Annotated in this window: 15 protein-coding genes; 10 read left to right on the top strand and 5 right to left on the bottom strand. The window is 67.0% G+C overall.

The genetic code is table 11. From position 1 onward, the window contains the following. Window positions 1-193 precede the first annotated feature (193 nt). Window positions 194-2,155, top strand: a complete 1,962-nt coding sequence (locus tag J7I92_RS00910) for a glycogen debranching N-terminal domain-containing protein (RefSeq protein ID WP_214836059.1) — start codon at window positions 194-196, stop codon at window positions 2,153-2,155. A gap of 7 nt (window positions 2,156-2,162) precedes the next feature. Here J7I92_RS00910 and J7I92_RS00905 read toward each other — a convergent pair whose 3' ends face one another. After that, on the bottom strand, window positions 2,163-2,798 hold the full coding sequence (locus J7I92_RS00905; RefSeq protein WP_214836057.1) for a HutD family protein: 636 nt from the start codon (window positions 2,796-2,798) through the stop codon (window positions 2,163-2,165). A 148-nt stretch (window positions 2,799-2,946) separates the two neighbouring features. Here J7I92_RS00905 and J7I92_RS00900 point away from each other — a divergent pair, with 148 nt between their 5' ends. The 3 genes from J7I92_RS00900 to J7I92_RS00890 all read left to right on the top strand — a co-directional run bounded on the left by J7I92_RS00900 (window position 2,947) and on the right by J7I92_RS00890 (window position 5,285). After that, complete coding sequence (locus J7I92_RS00900; protein ID WP_214836463.1) at window positions 2,947-3,543, top strand: phosphoribosylanthranilate isomerase; 597 nt, start codon at window positions 2,947-2,949, stop codon at window positions 3,541-3,543. Between the two features lie 47 nt (window positions 3,544-3,590). Continuing rightward, window positions 3,591-4,658, top strand: a complete 1,068-nt coding sequence (locus J7I92_RS00895) for an LLM class flavin-dependent oxidoreductase (RefSeq protein WP_214836054.1) — start codon at window positions 3,591-3,593, stop codon at window positions 4,656-4,658. A gap of 81 nt (window positions 4,659-4,739) precedes the next feature. Further along, window positions 4,740-5,285 (top strand): YceI family protein, encoded by a 546-nt coding sequence (locus J7I92_RS00890; RefSeq protein WP_214836051.1) that lies wholly within the window; start codon window positions 4,740-4,742, stop codon window positions 5,283-5,285. A 4-nt stretch (window positions 5,286-5,289) separates the two neighbouring features. Here J7I92_RS00890 and J7I92_RS00885 read toward each other — a convergent pair whose 3' ends face one another. Continuing rightward, the gene (locus tag J7I92_RS00885) at window positions 5,290-6,306 is read right to left on the bottom strand and encodes a magnesium and cobalt transport protein CorA (protein WP_214836048.1); all 1,017 of its coding nucleotides are present in this window, start codon (window positions 6,304-6,306) and stop codon (window positions 5,290-5,292) included. Between the two features lie 225 nt (window positions 6,307-6,531). On the opposite strand from J7I92_RS00885, the gene J7I92_RS00880 reads away from it, so the two are divergent. Together J7I92_RS00880 and J7I92_RS00875 are read left to right on the top strand one after the other, a co-directional pair. Continuing rightward, window positions 6,532-7,926, top strand: a complete 1,395-nt coding sequence (locus J7I92_RS00880; protein WP_214836045.1) for a TrkH family potassium uptake protein — start codon at window positions 6,532-6,534, stop codon at window positions 7,924-7,926. A gap of 26 nt (window positions 7,927-7,952) precedes the next feature. Continuing rightward, complete coding sequence (locus J7I92_RS00875; RefSeq protein WP_214836042.1) at window positions 7,953-8,354, top strand: YccF domain-containing protein; 402 nt, start codon at window positions 7,953-7,955, stop codon at window positions 8,352-8,354. Between the two features lie 15 nt (window positions 8,355-8,369). On the opposite strand, the gene J7I92_RS00870 is transcribed toward J7I92_RS00875, so the two are convergent. From J7I92_RS00870 to J7I92_RS00860, 3 genes are all read right to left on the bottom strand, one after another. After that, on the bottom strand, window positions 8,370-9,137 hold the full coding sequence (locus J7I92_RS00870) for a 2-phosphosulfolactate phosphatase (RefSeq protein ID WP_311379989.1): 768 nt from the start codon (window positions 9,135-9,137) through the stop codon (window positions 8,370-8,372). Next, window positions 9,134-10,051 (bottom strand): DUF4031 domain-containing protein, encoded by a 918-nt coding sequence (locus J7I92_RS00865; RefSeq protein WP_214836040.1) that lies wholly within the window; start codon window positions 10,049-10,051, stop codon window positions 9,134-9,136. The genes J7I92_RS00870 and J7I92_RS00865 overlap by 4 nt, the downstream gene beginning before the upstream one ends. 487 nt (window positions 10,052-10,538) lie before the next feature. Further along, on the bottom strand, window positions 10,539-11,873 hold the full coding sequence (locus J7I92_RS00860; RefSeq protein WP_214836038.1) for an FAD-binding oxidoreductase: 1,335 nt from the start codon (window positions 11,871-11,873) through the stop codon (window positions 10,539-10,541). 167 nt (window positions 11,874-12,040) lie between these two features. On the opposite strand from J7I92_RS00860, the gene J7I92_RS00855 reads away from it, so the two are divergent. The 4 genes from J7I92_RS00855 to J7I92_RS00840 are packed head-to-tail and all read left to right on the top strand — an operon-like array spanning window position 12,041 to window position 15,178. Beyond that, on the top strand, window positions 12,041-12,451 hold the full coding sequence (locus tag J7I92_RS00855) for a molybdopterin-binding protein (protein ID WP_214836036.1): 411 nt from the start codon (window positions 12,041-12,043) through the stop codon (window positions 12,449-12,451). Further along, a complete protein-coding gene (gene modA / locus J7I92_RS00850; protein ID WP_214836034.1) occupies window positions 12,448-13,269 on the top strand; it encodes a molybdate ABC transporter substrate-binding protein in 822 nt (273 codons plus the stop codon). The genes J7I92_RS00855 and modA overlap by 4 nt, the downstream gene beginning before the upstream one ends. A gap of 8 nt (window positions 13,270-13,277) precedes the next feature. Continuing rightward, complete coding sequence (locus tag J7I92_RS00845) at window positions 13,278-14,123, top strand: ABC transporter permease (RefSeq protein ID WP_214836032.1); 846 nt, start codon at window positions 13,278-13,280, stop codon at window positions 14,121-14,123. Beyond that, the gene (locus J7I92_RS00840) at window positions 14,120-15,178 is read left to right on the top strand and encodes a sulfate/molybdate ABC transporter ATP-binding protein (RefSeq protein ID WP_214836030.1); all 1,059 of its coding nucleotides are present in this window, start codon (window positions 14,120-14,122) and stop codon (window positions 15,176-15,178) included. Before J7I92_RS00845 ends, J7I92_RS00840 begins: the two co-directional genes overlap by 4 nt. Window positions 15,179-15,181: the final 3 nt, after the last annotated feature.

Raw genomic sequence — 15,181 nt, 5'->3', positions numbered from 1 at the left:
CGGGGGTCGGGCCGGGCGGCAGCCGGGGGCGTACCGGAAGACCGCAGCCGGCCTTTTCCTTCTCACAGTAACGTGTGAGACGATTTAAGCTCACAATTTTGATCGATCAAATCCGTGTGCCCAGGTTCACGCCCGGCAATGCGTACGCCATCCTTGCACCCCCCAATCAAGCATCTCCAGGAGTTGTTTTTCCGTGGCCCCTGAACAGCCATACCTGCACAACCTTTCCGGCGTTTTCAGCGCCCCCATCCAAGCCTGGTCTGACGCGCACGGGCAGATCCGCCATGCCGGGGCACAGGGCATCTACTGCGGCGATGATCGCGTGCTCCATACTGCCGTCCTCAGCGTGGACGGCCGGGAGCCGGAGTGGGTCTCCACCCAGCTGCGTTCCACCAAGGAAACCGACTACATCTACTTTGTGCGGGCCGACGCCGAAGTGGCGGACCCCCTGCTCTCCCTGGTGCGCACGCGCACAGTCGAGTCCGGCCGCATCCGCGCGGGCGACGACGGCGAGTCCCCCACCGGCTGCTCCGGCCGGGTGGCCGAGACACTGCACCTCGAATCGGCCATGCGGGAGCCGGTCACGCTCACAGTACGGCTGACCCTCGGCGCGGACAACACCACCATGGAACACATTAAGCAAGGTGGAGCGAACGGCGCCGCAGTGCAGCCGCAGCAGACCACCTGGTCCTGGCGCGACGAGGACACCGCCCTGGCGCTCGCAGCGGAGAATGCAATCATCAGCTTCGAGGGCAGCAAGGTGACCATCGAATGGGCCGTGGAAGTCCTGCCCCGCGTGCCCGTCCAACTGGGCTGGTCCGTTGACCTCACGGATGCAGATTCACCGATGCTCGCAGGGGACGGACAGCCCATCTTCGCTCCGGCCTCGGATGACCCCCGCCTGAACCGGCTCCTGGAACGGTCCGTCAGCGACCTGAACAGCCTGCGCCTGGCGCACTACTCGCACCCGAATGACACCTTCCTGGCGGCCGGTGCCCCCTGGTTCTTCACCATGTTCGGGCGCGATTCGATCATTGCTGCACGCATGCTGCTGCCCATCAACACAGCCATTGCCGGCGGAACGCTCCGTGCGCTTGCCGGCCGGCAGGGAACGGAGACGGACCACACCACCGCCGTCCAGCCGGGCAAGATCCTGCACGAGGTCCGCCGGACCGTGCTGACCATGGCAGAAAGCGACCAGGCGCTGCGCCTGCCGCCGGTTTACTACGGCACCATTGACGCCACTCCCTTGTGGATCTGCCTCCTGCATGATGCCTGGAAAGCTGGCATGCCGGACGCGGAAGTTGAGGAGCTCCTGCCCAACCTGCAGGATGCCCTCGAATGGCTCCGGGACCACGGCGACCTGGACGGGGACGGCTTCCTGGAATACCTCGACGCGTCCGGCGCCGGCCTCGTGAACCAGGGCTGGAAGGACTCCGGTGACGCCATCCGCTGGCACGACGGATCACTCGCGAAAGGACCCATCGCCCTGGCCGAGGTCCAGGCGTACGCGTACGAAGCCGCCGTGGTGGGTGCGGAAATTCTCGATGCTTTCGGACGTCCCGGTGCGCAGGAATGGCGTGATTACGCCGGGCGCATGGCCCGGCGCTTCCGGGCGCAGTTCTGGTGCGAGGACGAGCTGGGTCCGTATCCGGCGCTCGCCCTGGACGCTGACAAGCGCCCGGTGGACGGGGTGACCTCCAATATGGGGCACCTGCTGGGGACCGGAATCCTGAACGAGGAAGAACGGCAGCTGGTGGTGCGCCGGGTCATGGATCCCACCATGTTTTCGGGCTACGGCGTGCGGACCCTGTCCACCACGAACGGCGGCTATTGGCCCACCCGCTACCACGCCGGCGCCGTCTGGAGCCATGACACCGCCCTGATCATCAGTGGCATGCTGGCGGACGGCTTCCCGAAGGAGGCAGCGGAGCTTGCCGCCGGGCTGCTGCGGGTGGCGGAGGCCAACGACTGGCGGCTGCCCGAGCTCTTTGGCGGCCACGGATCAGACACCATGCACACCCCGGTGCCGTTCCCCGCGAGCTGCCGTCCGCAGGCGTGGGCGTCGGCCAGTTCCGTGGTGATCGCCGCGGCGCTCACGCCGGCGGGACCTGCGCAGGAGGACCTCCTGCAGGCGTCAGCCGGCAGCCTGTAACGCGGCGCTAGGCTGCAACGCGGTCGATCGACACGACTGCCAGGAACCCCCGGCCCAGGACTTCGGGCGTCCGGGAGTCGGAGCCGACGACGGCGTCATAGCGGCCCAGCGTCTCCGGCTCGCCGGGCGCCTGCGCTGGTTCGGATGTACCGTTGCTGTCGGAGGCCGGAGCAGCAGTCCCGGCGGTGCCGGGGCTGACCGTGGCCTGTCCTTGGAGCAGGACGCCCAGCTGGCCGTCGAAGACGGGATGGGCGCGTTTCTTGGAGAGCTCGATGATGGACGTGTAACCCTTGAACGCGCCGTTCCGCGTGATGACGTTGAGGTCGCGGATATCCCCGGTGGGAAGTGCGCTGGCGGTGTCGGCGTCGCCGGGGAAACGGAAGGGCCGGTACTTTTCCAGCGGGTGTTCGGCGCCGTCCACGGTCAGCAGCAGCAGCTCGCCGTCGATCACGGTGAGCACGCGCTCCATGCCGGGAAAGGCGGAGAAAGCGCCCGCCTTGGATACCTCCGCGATGCTCACCCGCCAGTCCCACGCGCCGTCCTGTGCGGACGCAGCCTTCGGGTGGCTGGCCAGCTCGCGGGTAACGCCGCCGCCGTTTCGCCACGGTTCGGCCCTGAGTTCTGCATAGCGGATGATCTCCATCCGCCCAGCCTAGCGGCCCCGGGACCGGCCGCGTTTACATGAACGCGGCAAAGGAAAACCACCCCCCGTACGTAACCTCGGCGCGGACTTGCTAACGGCGGACTTGCTAACGTCAGATGGAGGAAAAGGATTGCAGGAGGAACCAGAGATGTTCGTCAAGGTGTGTGGGCTCAGTACCCCGGAGTCCGTGCGGGAAGCGGCCGCAGCCGGTGCGGACGCGGTCGGCTTTGTCCTGACCAAAAGCCCCCGCGAAGTCACACCTGCGCTGGCGCGGGATCTCCTTGCCCACGTTCCGGCCGGAACCCCGGCGGTGGGCGTGTTCCGGCACGAGCCGGTGGTGGACGCCATCGCCGTCGCGCGCGACGCCGGACTGGAGTGGATCCAGCTCCACGGGGAGCGCACCCCGGGGGACGTCAAAACAGCGCACGACGCCGGCATGAAAGTGATCAGGGCAGTCACCATGGGTGCCGCCCCGGAAGCGTTCGACAACTGGGGCGAAGAGCTGCTGCTGATCGATGCCGCCGTGCCCGGCTCGGGCGAGGCCTGGGACTACTCCTCGGTGCAGGCCAGGGGCTTGTCCGGACGGAACTGGCTGCTCGCCGGCGGCCTTGACCCTGTGAACGTTGCCCGGGCGGCGAAGGAAGCCGGCGCCTGGGGAGTGGATGTCTCCTCCGGCGTCGAGAGTTCCCGCGGAGTCAAGGACCTGGCGAAGGTCCGGGCCTTCGTGCTGGCGGCGAAAGCGTAGCCGCAGGCCCGACGGAATGCGGCCGGCCCGCAGCTTGTTGCCCAGTCATGAAGCGCATCGGATTTCTGTCCTTCGGCCACTGGGGCAACGCTGAGGGGTCCATGACCCGAACAGCCCGCGATGCCCTGCTCCAGGGCATCGACCTGGCCGTCGCTGCCGAAGAGCTGGGCATCGATGGCGCCTTTTTCCGGGTGCACCATTTCGCCCGGCAGCTGGCCTCGCCGTTTCCGCTGCTGGCAGCCATCGCCGCCCGCACCAGCCGGATTGAAATGGGCACCGGCGTGATCGACATGCGGTACGAAAATCCCCTGTACATGGCGGAGGAGGCATCCGCCACGGACCTGATCAGCGGCGGACGGCTGCAGCTGGGCATTAGCCGCGGCTCACCCGAACCGGCGAGGGACGGCGCGGCAGTGTTCGGCCACGTTCCTGCCGAAGGCGAGAGCCCCGCGGACATGGCCCGCCGGCATGCCGCGGTGTTCCGCCACGCGATCACCGGCGCAGGGGTGGCTGAGGGGGATCCCCGCTTCGGCGGAGGCACCGGCAAGCTGCCGGTCCAGCCGAACTCACCGGACCTGGCCCGGCGGATCTGGTGGGGAGCAGGATCCCGGGCCACCGCCGTCTGGGCAGCCGGGCAGGGCATGAACCTGATGAGCTCGACGCTGCTTACCGAAGACACCGGGGTGCCTTTCGACGAGCTGCAGGCTGAACAGATCAGCATGTTCCACAAGGCGTGGGCCGATGCGGGCCACCAGCACACGCCTCGCGTGTCGGTCAGCCGCAGCGTCCTCCCCATCGTGGACGAGGAGGACCAGCGGTACTTCGGGCTCAGCGCACTGCGGGAGAAACGGGACCAGGTGGGCATCATCGACGGCCTCGTGGCGAGGTTCGGGAAGAGCTACGTGGGCGAGCCCGGGGCGATCGCCGAGGAGCTGGCGGCGGACGCAGCAGTGCAGGCGGCCGACACTTTGCTCCTCACCGTCCCTAACCAGCTGGGCGTCGATTTCAACGCCAAGCTCCTGGGCAACATTGCCCGCCACATTGCACCCGCGATCGGCTGGCAGCCCAAATGGCCGGCAGCCGCGGGGCCCGGTCCGAAGGCTAGCCGCGGCTGAGCGTCTTCGCTAGCATTCAGCTGGGGAGTACCCCGAAGAACAGGCGGGCCAGGCCTGCCAACCCAGTCGAAGGAGACCGTTGTGACTCTGCCCCAAGGTATTACTCCCGGCATTTGGACCCTCGACACGTCCCACAGCGAAATCGGGTTCAGCGTCCGCCATGCCGGCATCAGCAAGGTCCGCGGCCGTTTCACCGATGCCTCGGCGGAGGCCCACGTGGGGCCGTCCCTGGCTGCCTCCAGCCTGCACGCCACCGTGAAAACGGCCAGCTTCGACTCCGGGGACGCGAACCGTGACGCCCACGTGCGCGGCGCGGAGTTCTTCGACGTTGAGAACTTCCCGGAGATAACCTTCCGGGCCACCGGCATTGAAGGTGACGGCCAGGATTACACCGTCACCGGTGAGCTCACCATCCGCGGCATCACCAAGCCCGTGGAACTCGAGGTGGAGTTCACTGGCGTGGCTGTGGATCCCTTCGGCGCCACGCGGGCAGGCTTCAGCGCCGAGGCTGAAATCAGCCGCAAGGAATTCGGCCTGACGTGGAACGCGGTCCTCGAAACCGGCGGGCTGCTGGTCAGCGACAAGGTCAAGATCAACGTGGACGCGGCCCTGGTAAAGAAGGAGTAGGCGCCTAGATCCATTTGTTGCGCTTGAACGTTATGTACAGGGCCAGTCCCATGGCGACCATCAGCCCCAAGGCCATGGGGTAGCCGAAAATCCAGTCGAGCTCCGGCATGGTGCGGAAGTTCATTCCGTAGATGGTGCCCACCAAAGTGGGCGCGAAGAGGATAGCGGCCCAGGACGAAATGCGTTTGACCTGCTCGCTCTGCGCAAAACTCGATTCCGTCAGGCGCCGCATTTCATCGTTCTGCCGCTGGGCCACAAGCGCGGCGTTGACAGTCAGTGCGTTCTGCAGCAGCGCCCGGAAGGACGTGGTCCGCTCGCCCAGCCGGAGAACGTGGTCCAGGACGTCCCGCAGGTGGTCCTGGAGCTCCGGACCGGGCCTGTGCTCGGGTGTTCCGGAGATCAGGGCCTGCAGGATCCCCGCCAGCGGGCTGGTGCTGCGCTGGAACGTGATGACCTGACGGGAGAGCTCATAGATCCGGCGTGAGACATCCGGGTCGCCGCCGAAGAGGTCATCCTCAATTTCGTCGATGTCGTTTTCCAGCCCGGCGGCCACCGGCTCGTACTCATCCACCACCTGGTCCAGGATGGCGTACAGCACGGCATCGGGTCCCAGGGCCAGGAAATCAGGCTGGGACTCCATCCTCCTGCGGACGCGGCCCAGGTCCGGTGACTCGGCATGGCGGACGGTGACCACAAAATCGGTGCCCACAAAAACGTGGATCTCGCCGAACTCAACCTTTTCGACGTCGTCGAGATAGCGGGCCGGGCGCAGCACCATGAAAAGGGTTTCGCCGTAGTGCTCAAGTTTTGCCCGCTGGTGCCCGGTCAGGGCGTCTTCCACCGCCAGGTGGCTGAGGTCGAACTCGTCAGCCACGGAACGCAGTTCCTGTGAGTCCGGCCGGTAGAGACCGATCCAGGCCATCCCTTCACGCTGCCGGAGCAGGAAGTACGTCTCCTCGAGTCCATCCGGGTCCGTGGTCCGGCGGCCATTCACATAGACGGCATTATCAACAATGGCCACGCTGCGCCTCCTTCTGCGGACGGCCCCTGCTGTGACGGTAACCCTTCGACCGCCTGCTGCCAACAGCATGCAATCCGGCTCGCGGGAAGCCAAGGAGGGCAGCGTAAGGATTTCGTAAAAACCGGGGTACGCCGAAATGAGGCGATGCTACGCTCCGTGATGCGTCGAACATCAGGCGCGGTGCCGGACGGCGTGCGCGCACCCGCCGAAGAGAGGATTCTACCCATGTCGGTACCGCTGACTGGGCCGGCGAAGGTGCGCGCATACATCCGGCCGAAGGAAAGCCGGATCAGGCGCCTGCTCCTGCATCCGGTCAGGTCGCTGCCGATCGCGTTCCTCGCCGTGATCGTGCTGGGGGCTGCCCTGCTGACGCTTCCCGCCTCCCATTACCCCACCGAAGCCGATACCGTGCTGCCCGCCCTCTTCACCTCGGTTTCCGCCGTGTGCGTGACCGGCCTGGTCACGGTCGACACGGCCACCTACTGGACGCCGTTCGGCCAGGGAGTGATTCTCGGACTGATCCAGGTGGGCGGCTTCGGCATTATGACACTGGCAACCCTGCTCGCCTTGCTGGTCCGCAAGAACATCGGACTCCGCGGCCAGCTGGTGGCCCAGTCCGAGACCCACACCCTGAACTTTGGTGATGTCCGGTCGGTGCTCGTGACGGTCGTCAGGATCATGGCGACGATCGAGGCGTCCATAGCTGCGGTGCTGACGGTCCGCTTCTGGATTGCCTACGACAGCAGTCCTGCTACGGCACTCTGGCACGGGGCTTTCCATGCGGTCTCTGCCTTTAACAATGCGGGCTTTTCGCTCTACAGCGACAACCTCATAGGTGTCGCCGAGGATCCGTGGATTATTGTCCCCATCTGCGCCGCAGTGGTGGCCGGCGGGCTCGGATTCCCCGTGATCATGGCTTTGATGCGGGAAGGTGCCCGGATCAAGCGCTGGACGGTCCACGTCCGCCTGACGGTCTTCGGCACGCTGGGACTCCTGCTCGTGGGCAGCGCACTCTTCGCCGCGTTCGAATGGAACAGGCCCGAAACCCTGGGATCACTCTCCACCGGCGGTAAGTTCCTGGGTGCCCTGGCGGGCGGCGTTTTCCCGAGGACCGCCGGGTTCAACAGCATCGACTACGGCGCGGCAACGCCGGAAACCCTGATGGTCACGAACGTCCTCATGTTCATCGGGGGCGGCAGCGCCGGAACTGCGGGCGGAATCAAAATCACCACGTTCCTGATCCTCGGATTTGCGATCTGGAACGAGGTCCGGGGACGCGAGCAGGTCACCATCGCGCACCGTTCCATCAGCTCCTCCGCCCAACGCCAGGCGCTTTCCGTTGCCTTGCTGGGTGTCGCCGCCGTCATCACCGGCACGCTGCTCCTCCTGATGCTCACCGACCACAGCCTCGAGAAGGTGCTCTTCGAATCCATCTCGGCCTTCGCCACGGTCGGAGTGAGCACGGGCATCACCTACCACCTGCCCGCCGGTGCACAGTGGGTGCTGATGGCCCTCATGTTCATCGGCCGCATCGGGACCATTACGGTCGCTTCCACCCTGGCCCTGGCCACGCACCCGCGGCTCTACAATCTGCCGGAGGAACGGCCTATCATCGGGTGACGGCCCATCAAGGGGAGAATGGCGGTATGAAGACACTGCTCAACATCATTTGGCTGGTATTCGGCGGACTCTGGCTCGCCCTCGGGTACTTCTTCGCGGGGATCATCTGCTGCCTCCTCATCGTGACCATTCCGTGGGGCATCGCGTCCTTCCGGATTGCCTCCTACACGCTGTGGCCGTTCGGCCGAATGGTGGTGGAGAAGCCGGGCGGCAACGGCGTGTTCGCGCTGCTGGGGAACGTGATCTGGCTGCTGGTCGCCGGAATCTGGATCGCGATCGGACACGTCGTGACGGCGTTCGCCATGGCCATCACCATCATCGGCATCCCGCTGGCCATCGCCAACCTGAAGCTAATCCCCGTCTCGCTGATGCCCCTCGGCAAGCAGATCGTTGCCACGGACCGGCCGTTCGTCACCGGCTACCGCTAAGCAGCGCTCGACGCCCTACGCCCGGCGGAACGCGCCGTCGTCGAGAAGTGCGACGGCGGCGCTGCCGTTGAGTTCAGCGGCGATCTCCACGTCCTCCTGGTACCCGCCGAACACGAGCTCCCGTCCGCTGGAGCATTCCAGCAGCGTGGCGCCAAGCCGTGGTTCGGCAGCCGCGAACGAGTCCATGGCCCACTGCGCCTCGGGTGAGAACCCGGCCCTGCGGTGTTCGGGGAGCGAGGCCAGGAAGGCGCCCGCCCCCAGCTGGTCCTCCAAAGCCGGGCGGAGCCCGCCGTCGGGCCATTTTTCCCCGGCGGCAACGACAGCGATCACCGCGGCCGGCGGCAGGTTCCGCGCTGCCCAGTCCGCCGTGGCGCGTGCATTCCTGAGGCATACGGCGGCCACGCGGGGCACTGTTCCGGCCAGCGAAAGGGTTAGCGCCGAACTGTTGGGCGAAGGCAGCACCACCCTGTCCAGGCCGGGCGCGGAACGCAGGCTGGCGGCGGAGAGGCTCAGCCCGGTCCCGCCGCGCCGGCCGGCGAGCACTGCTCGCTGCTCCTCAGCCAGATCAGTGGCGCTGCGTTCCTTCCAAGCGCCGTCCTTCCAGGGGAAGGGATACACCTGGGCTCCGCGGTCGACGGCGACGCTCACGCACGTGCTGAAACTCAGAACGTCCACCACCACCGCCAGTTCGGCGCCGGGCGCAACGGCCATGGCGCCGTCGTGCCCCCAGTCGAAGCGGACCGTGAACGGCAGCTGCCGGTGTGCGGCCGGCACTTCTCTCACGCGGGCTCGCCTTGGACGCTGAGCTCACCCTGGAGTTCGCGTTGGCCGTTGAGCTCACCCTGGAGGTTGCGGCGGGCGGCGGTGAGCCAGAGCTCGCGGCCGCGGGCTGTGTTGAAGAGCGGGTCCAGTTCCAGCAGGTGACGGACGACGGCGGCCCGTCCGGCCGCGAAATCGGCATCGCCGATGTGCGCGAAGTCTTCGCGGACGGCGCTGACGTAGCGGCCGTAGGCTTTGGATTCGCCGCCGAGAACGGACAGGTCCGCGTCGCAGAGGAGGGCGCCGTCGTCGTCCCCTGCTTCCGGACGGTGGTCGGCCGTGAGCCGGACCAGCCGCCCCACCTCGAACGCTTCGTCCTCGGACAGCCCGGTCTGCAGGAGCCGGTCCTCGGCCAGCCGTGCCGATTCCTCCTCGTCCTGGCCGGCGATGCCGCGGTACACGGCATCGTGGAACCAGGCGGCGAGGACCACGGTCCGGGGCGGGTCGGCGGGCTCGGTGAGGAGGTCCAGTGCCTCGAGGACGGCCAGCAGGTGGGTGCGTCCGTGGTACTTCCTGTGTTCCTCGCCCCACCGGTCCAGGAGGTCCAGGAAGAGGGCATCATGGCCGGGCAGCACGGCGTTCCAGCGGTTCAGCAGCGGTACTTTGAGTGCTTTGCCGCGCTCGCGGGCGGGGATGCGGAGCCCGCTCGCGATCAGCTTGCGGACCAGGACGCGTGCCTCAACGGGGAGGGCTCCGGCTGCCACCAAATCGTCGTACCTGGCCGCCGAGACGTCGTAATGGTCGCCGTCGAATGCCCGTTCGGGAATGCCGGCGGCCTCTGCGAAGCGGTGCAGCTCGTCGACCGACGTGTCGGAAATCAGGTGCGAAAAGTGGGTTCCGTGGGCTGGCCACAGCGGCGGATCCAAGTAGATGGCCATGAGGGAAGTCTAGTGGGGACGGGAAATTTCGGCCCCAGGTCCCTGCGAGCAGGAGACGTTATTGTCACACCCCTTTGCGAGAGTTATCCCATGGAAGCCGTCGGAGGACCCGCCCCAAACCAGGCCAGGCGCCTTGGGCGGATTTCCGGCGCGCCCTTTGCGCCCGTGCCGAGACGGAACGTGCGCTCCGTGCCTCGGGCTGCCCGTTCCGGCGGCCAGCCCGAGGCCCTTGAAGCCTGCGGTGGTTCCGGTGGTCTGTTCCGGTGCCTTGAGCTGCTGAGGAGCGCGGGTTCGACGGCGGTGGCGGAAGCTGCGCTGTTCAGTTTCGGTGAGGCTGTTGATTTCGCCGCGGGGGTGGAGGAGATCTCCCGTGCCGCGGAGTTCCTGCAGGTGGTCGCGGCCGGAGCGGTGGACCGGACCCGACGGCAGGATGCAATGAGCACCAGCACCGGGGCCAGCACGACTACACCTGCGCCGGCATCAACACTTACGCGGGTGCCGGCGGGATGTTCTGGTTGCCGCGGAAGACGTTGTCCGGGTCATACTCGCGCTTGACCTGCGACAGGCGGATAAAGTTCTCATTCCCGAACGCGGCCTGAATGCGGGCCTGCCCTTCGTCACCGACAAAGTTCAGCCAGACTCCGCCGGTGGCGTACGGCGCAATGTCGTGGCGGAACCTTTTGACCCACGCTTTGGCTTCCTGCCCGCCTTCGGGGGTCTCCTCGATCCCGAAAGGATGGCTGACCCAGTTGGCATTCCGGTTCTGCAGGGGAGTCAGCCCGGCAGCTGGCCCACCCACAGCCCCGCCCCACCGGGCAATCAGCTGTTGCGAGTGCGGTCCAGGCAGGCTGTTGGCCGAGGCGATGAAGATATCGAGTGCCTCGTCCGAGAGCTCGTTGTGGTAGTCCGCGCTCCAGTAGTTGTAGAGGTTTGGCGGGTCGTCGATCATGCATTGGAAATCGGCGTAGTTCATGTCGCCCACAAGGTCCACCGCCGGATTCAACCCTCGGAACGGTTTGGCCTGTTCCGCCCCTTCGGCCGGGTCGCCTGCGAATAGAAACGCCATCCCAACGGCCATCTTCCCAAGCATGTCGTCCGGCACGAAAGGCTCCGGCGGGGCGGTCAGGTAGACCAACGCTGACCCGACAGGATCTGGCGCTTGGAGTGCCAGATCCCGGTAGGCCCTGCTGACCTCCGGCGCGGCATCGCCGGGCCACAGCATCAGCCCGGCATGGACCGTTGGTCCCAGCTTGTGGAGGGCGAAAGTGAAGGACGTGGCAACGCCGAAATTGCCGCCGCCACCGTGCAGTGCCCAGAACAGTTCAGGGTTCTCCTGGGCGCTGGCCGTGACAAGGTCTCCGCTGGCCGTTACCAACTCAACGGAAACCAGGCTGTCGCAGGCGAAACCGTAGGCGCGTTCCAGCCAGCCGGAACCGCCGCCGAGGGTGAAACCTGCCAGGCCGGTCGTGGAGGCCCGTCCGCCCGTCATGGCCAGGCCGTACTCCTGCGTGGCGCGGTCAAACTCCCCGCAGGTGACGCCGGCGCCGGCGCTCACTGTTCGGTTTTCCGGATCCACGGTGATGGTTTTCATCGGGCGCACGTCCACCACCAGGCCGCCGTCGTTGGTGGACATTCCCGCCACCGAATGGCCGCCTGCACGGACAGCCACAGCTAGTTCGTTGTCGCGCGCGTGCTTCAGGGCTTCGGCTACTTCGGCGGGCGTGGAACATTGGGCGATGACGGCCGGCCGGCGGTCGATCATTGCGTTGAATAGCTTCCGCAATTCGTCGTAGTCCGGATTTTCAGGCCTGATCCATTTCATGGAAACGCTCCTCGGCGTTCGCGGCTCCGCCCCCACGACGAATCGTACTGCGGCAGCCGACGGCGGGCTACGGCTGTTTGTTACTCCAAGACCTCACATCCGTGTGGATCCTCATTTGCGGAGCCCGGCCGCTTTCGCATCCGCAAATGAGCCAATAAGCTGGAGGAATGTCAACCATTCGAATTTCGGAAGCTGCCAGGTTCCTCGGCGTCAGCGACGACACCGTGCGCCGCTGGACCGAGAACGGAAGCCTCACTTCCGTGAAGGACGCATCCGGCCGCCTGGCTGTTGACGGATTCGAACTGGCCAAGCTTGCGCGCGACCAGGCCCAGCTGCCCGTTGATCCGACGCGGGTGGGCAGCTCGGCGCGCAACCGGTTCGTCGGCCTGGTCACCGGAATCACTGCGGATAAGGTGATGGCGCAGGTCGAACTGCAGTGCGGGCCGTTCCGCGTGGTGTCGCTGATGAGCAGCGAGGCTGTGCGCGAACTCGGACTCGAACTAGGGTCCGTGGCCACCGCCGTCGTCAAAGCCACCACGGTCATCATCGAGACGCCGCAGGGAAAGAGCATCATTTGAACACCCCGAACCACCGACTCGCCGGACTACTGACGGCGCTCTTGCTCGCCTCCGCCTTGGCCGCCTGTGCGCCCGCACCGCAACCCGCGTCGCCGTCCGGGCCCTCGCTGTCCGGGCCGTCGGCCGAGGGGGCGGAACGACTCTCCGGCACGGTCACCGTCTTCGCGGCGGCTTCCCTCAAGGCAACCTTTACGAAACTCGCCAGCGAGTTCGAGGCACAGAATCCCGGTACCAAGGTGACGCTCAGCTTCGCCGGTTCCTCGGACCTCGCCACCCAGATCGGCCAGGGCGCCCCGGCCGATGTCTTCGCTTCGGCGGACGCCAAGAACATGGCCAAACTGTCCGACGCCGAACTCATCGACGGGACAGCGGCGAACTTCGCCACGAACACGCTGGAGATCGCCGTGCCGCCGTCCAACCCGGCGTCGATCGCCTCCTTCGCCGACCTCGCCAGACCCGGCATCAAAGTGGTGCTGTGCGCAAGCCAGGTCCCGTGCGGGGCCGCCGCGGAGAGCGTAGAAGAGGCCGCCGGCGTCACACTTTCCCCGGTCAGCGAAGAATCATCCGTCACTGACGTCCTGGGCAAGGTCACCTCGGGCGAGGCCGACGCCGGCCTGGTGTACGTCACGGATGTCAAGGCCGCCGGCGGCAGGGTCAGGGGCATCCCGATCCCCGAAGCAGCCACGGCGGTCAACACCTACCCCATCGCCTCAGTGGGTTCGAGCCGGAACAAGGAACTGGCCGCGGCCTTCATCGCGATGGTGACCGGCCCTGACGGCCGGAAAACCTTCTCTGACGCCGGATTCGGCGCACCGTAGGGGGACCATTGGAACAGCCCAGGGCCGGCGGGTATCACGGGATTCCGCGCTGGATCTACGCCCTCGCCGCAGCCGGCGCCCTATTCGTCCTGCTGCCGCTGGCGGCAATGGCGGCCAGGGTCAACTGGCCGCAATTCATCCCGCTGGTAACGTCAGAATCCTCCCTGACGGCCCTCGGGCTCAGCCTGAGGACCTCAGCCGCAAGCACCGCCCTGTGCATCGTCTTCGGAGTGCCGCTGGCATTGGTGCTGGCCCGGTCGAGATTCCGGGGCCAGCAACTGCTGCGCGCCTTCGTGCTGCTGCCTTTGGTGCTGCCGCCGGTGGTGGGCGGCATCGCCCTCCTCTACACCTTCGGCCGCCAGGGTCTGCTGGGCCGGAGCCTGGAGGCGGCCGGCATCCAGATCGCATTTTCGACGACGGCGGTGGTGCTCGCGCAGACCTTCGTGGCACTGCCGTTCCTCGTGGTGAGCCTGGAAGGCGCCCTCCGCACAGCCGGCGGACGGTTCGAGGCGGTGGCCGCAACGCTTGGCGCCGGGCCCACCACTGTGCTCCGCCGCGTCACTGTGCCGCTGGTGCTCCCCGGCCTGGCATCCGGCGCAGTCCTTTCGTTCGCCCGGAGCCTGGGCGAATTCGGTGCCACGCTCACCTTCGCGGGGAGCCTGCAGGGGGTGACCCGGACCCTGCCGCTGGAAATCTACCTGCAGCGGGAAACGGACGCCGATGCCGCCGTTGCACTTTCACTCGTGCTGGTGGCCGTCGCCGTCACCGTGGTGGGGCTGACGTACCGCCGACAGGGGCAGACGGATCGGGGCAGCGCCGCGCCGGCCGGCGAACGGCTGGACGGCACGCAGTGAGCTTTCGGATGCAGGCAACGGTGGACGCCCGCGGATTCGACGTCGGACTGGACCTGGCGCCGGGCGAAACCGTGGCGATCATGGGTCCCAACGGGGCTGGGAAATCGACCCTCCTAAGCGTCATCGCCGGACTCCTCCGGCCGGATTCCGGCAAGGCCGAAATCGACGGAAAAGTGCTGTTTAACCTCGACGGCGGCGCTTCCGTGTGGACTGCCCCGCACCACCGTGGCACGGCCCTCCTGGCGCAGGAACCGCTCTTGTTTCCGCACCTGAGCGCCTTGGAGAACGTGGCTTTCGGACCCCGCAGCTCGGGGACCGCAAAGAAAACAGCTCGCGAGTCGGCCCGGAAATGGCTGGCTGCAGTCGATGCCGGGGAACTCGAAGCGCGGCGCCCGGCGGAACTCTCCGGCGGGCAGGCGCAGCGCGTTGCAGTGGCCCGGGCCCTTGCAGCGAACCCGGAAGTGCTGCTGCTGGACGAGCCCATGGCGGCCCTGGACATCCACGCCGCCCCGCTGCTCCGCAGGCTGCTGAAGAAGGTGCTGGCGGGACGCCGGGCCATCATCATCACCCACGACGTCCTCGATGCCCTGATGCTGGCCGACCGCGTGATCGTCCTTGAAGGCGGCAGGATCACCGAGGAAGGGCCTACCCGGCAGGTCCTGCAGAGGCCGCGGAGCCGGTTCGCGGCCGGGCTATCAGGGCTGAACCTGATTCCGGGAACCCTTACCGCCGCGGGCATCCGGACGGCTGAGGGACTGGAGGTCGCCGGGCACCAGGACGAGGAGGCGGCTCCCGGAGGTGCCGGGCGGCCCGGCGTGGCCGCGTTCCCGCCGTCGGCCGTGTCTGTGTTCCTGAGCGACGCGCACGGCAGTCCGCGGAACTCATTCCGCGTCACAGTCACGGACCTGGAGCAGCATGGCGACCAGATCCGGGTGCGGGCCGGCGGAATGTCCGCCGACGTCACCCCGGCTGCCTCCGCGGATCTGGGGCTGGTCCCGGGAATGAATGTCTACTTCGTCATCAAGGCCGCCGCGGTCGCCGTCTATCCGGCCTAGCTA

It is taken from the genome of Arthrobacter sp. ISL-72, from assembly GCF_018613755.1.
In the GTDB taxonomy this organism is placed as follows: Bacteria; Actinomycetota; Actinomycetes; order Actinomycetales; family Micrococcaceae; genus Arthrobacter.
The sequence above is the reverse complement of the archived record's forward strand: the minus strand, read 5'-3'. Positions and strand labels throughout refer to the sequence as shown.

What these genes read in the sequence shown, in the direction of transcription:
- J7I92_RS00905 (WP_214836057.1), bottom strand. Translation starts at nt 2,798, where the DNA reads ATGGAGATCATCCGCTATGCAGAACTCAGGGCCGAACCGTGGCGAAAC.
- J7I92_RS00900 (WP_214836463.1), top strand. Translation starts at nt 2,947, where the DNA reads ATGTTCGTCAAGGTGTGTGGGCTCAGTACCCCGGAGTCCGTGCGGGAA.
- J7I92_RS00895 (WP_214836054.1), top strand. Translation starts at nt 3,591, where the DNA reads ATGAAGCGCATCGGATTTCTGTCCTTCGGCCACTGGGGCAACGCTGAG.
- J7I92_RS00880 (WP_214836045.1), top strand. Translation starts at nt 6,532, where the DNA reads ATGTCGGTACCGCTGACTGGGCCGGCGAAGGTGCGCGCATACATCCGG.
- J7I92_RS00875 (WP_214836042.1), top strand. Translation starts at nt 7,953, where the DNA reads ATGAAGACACTGCTCAACATCATTTGGCTGGTATTCGGCGGACTCTGG.
- J7I92_RS00865 (WP_214836040.1), bottom strand. Translation starts at nt 10,051, where the DNA reads ATGGCCATCTACTTGGATCCGCCGCTGTGGCCAGCCCACGGAACCCAC.
- J7I92_RS00860 (WP_214836038.1), bottom strand. Translation starts at nt 11,873, where the DNA reads ATGAAATGGATCAGGCCTGAAAATCCGGACTACGACGAATTGCGGAAG.
- J7I92_RS00855 (WP_214836036.1), top strand. Translation starts at nt 12,041, where the DNA reads ATGTCAACCATTCGAATTTCGGAAGCTGCCAGGTTCCTCGGCGTCAGC.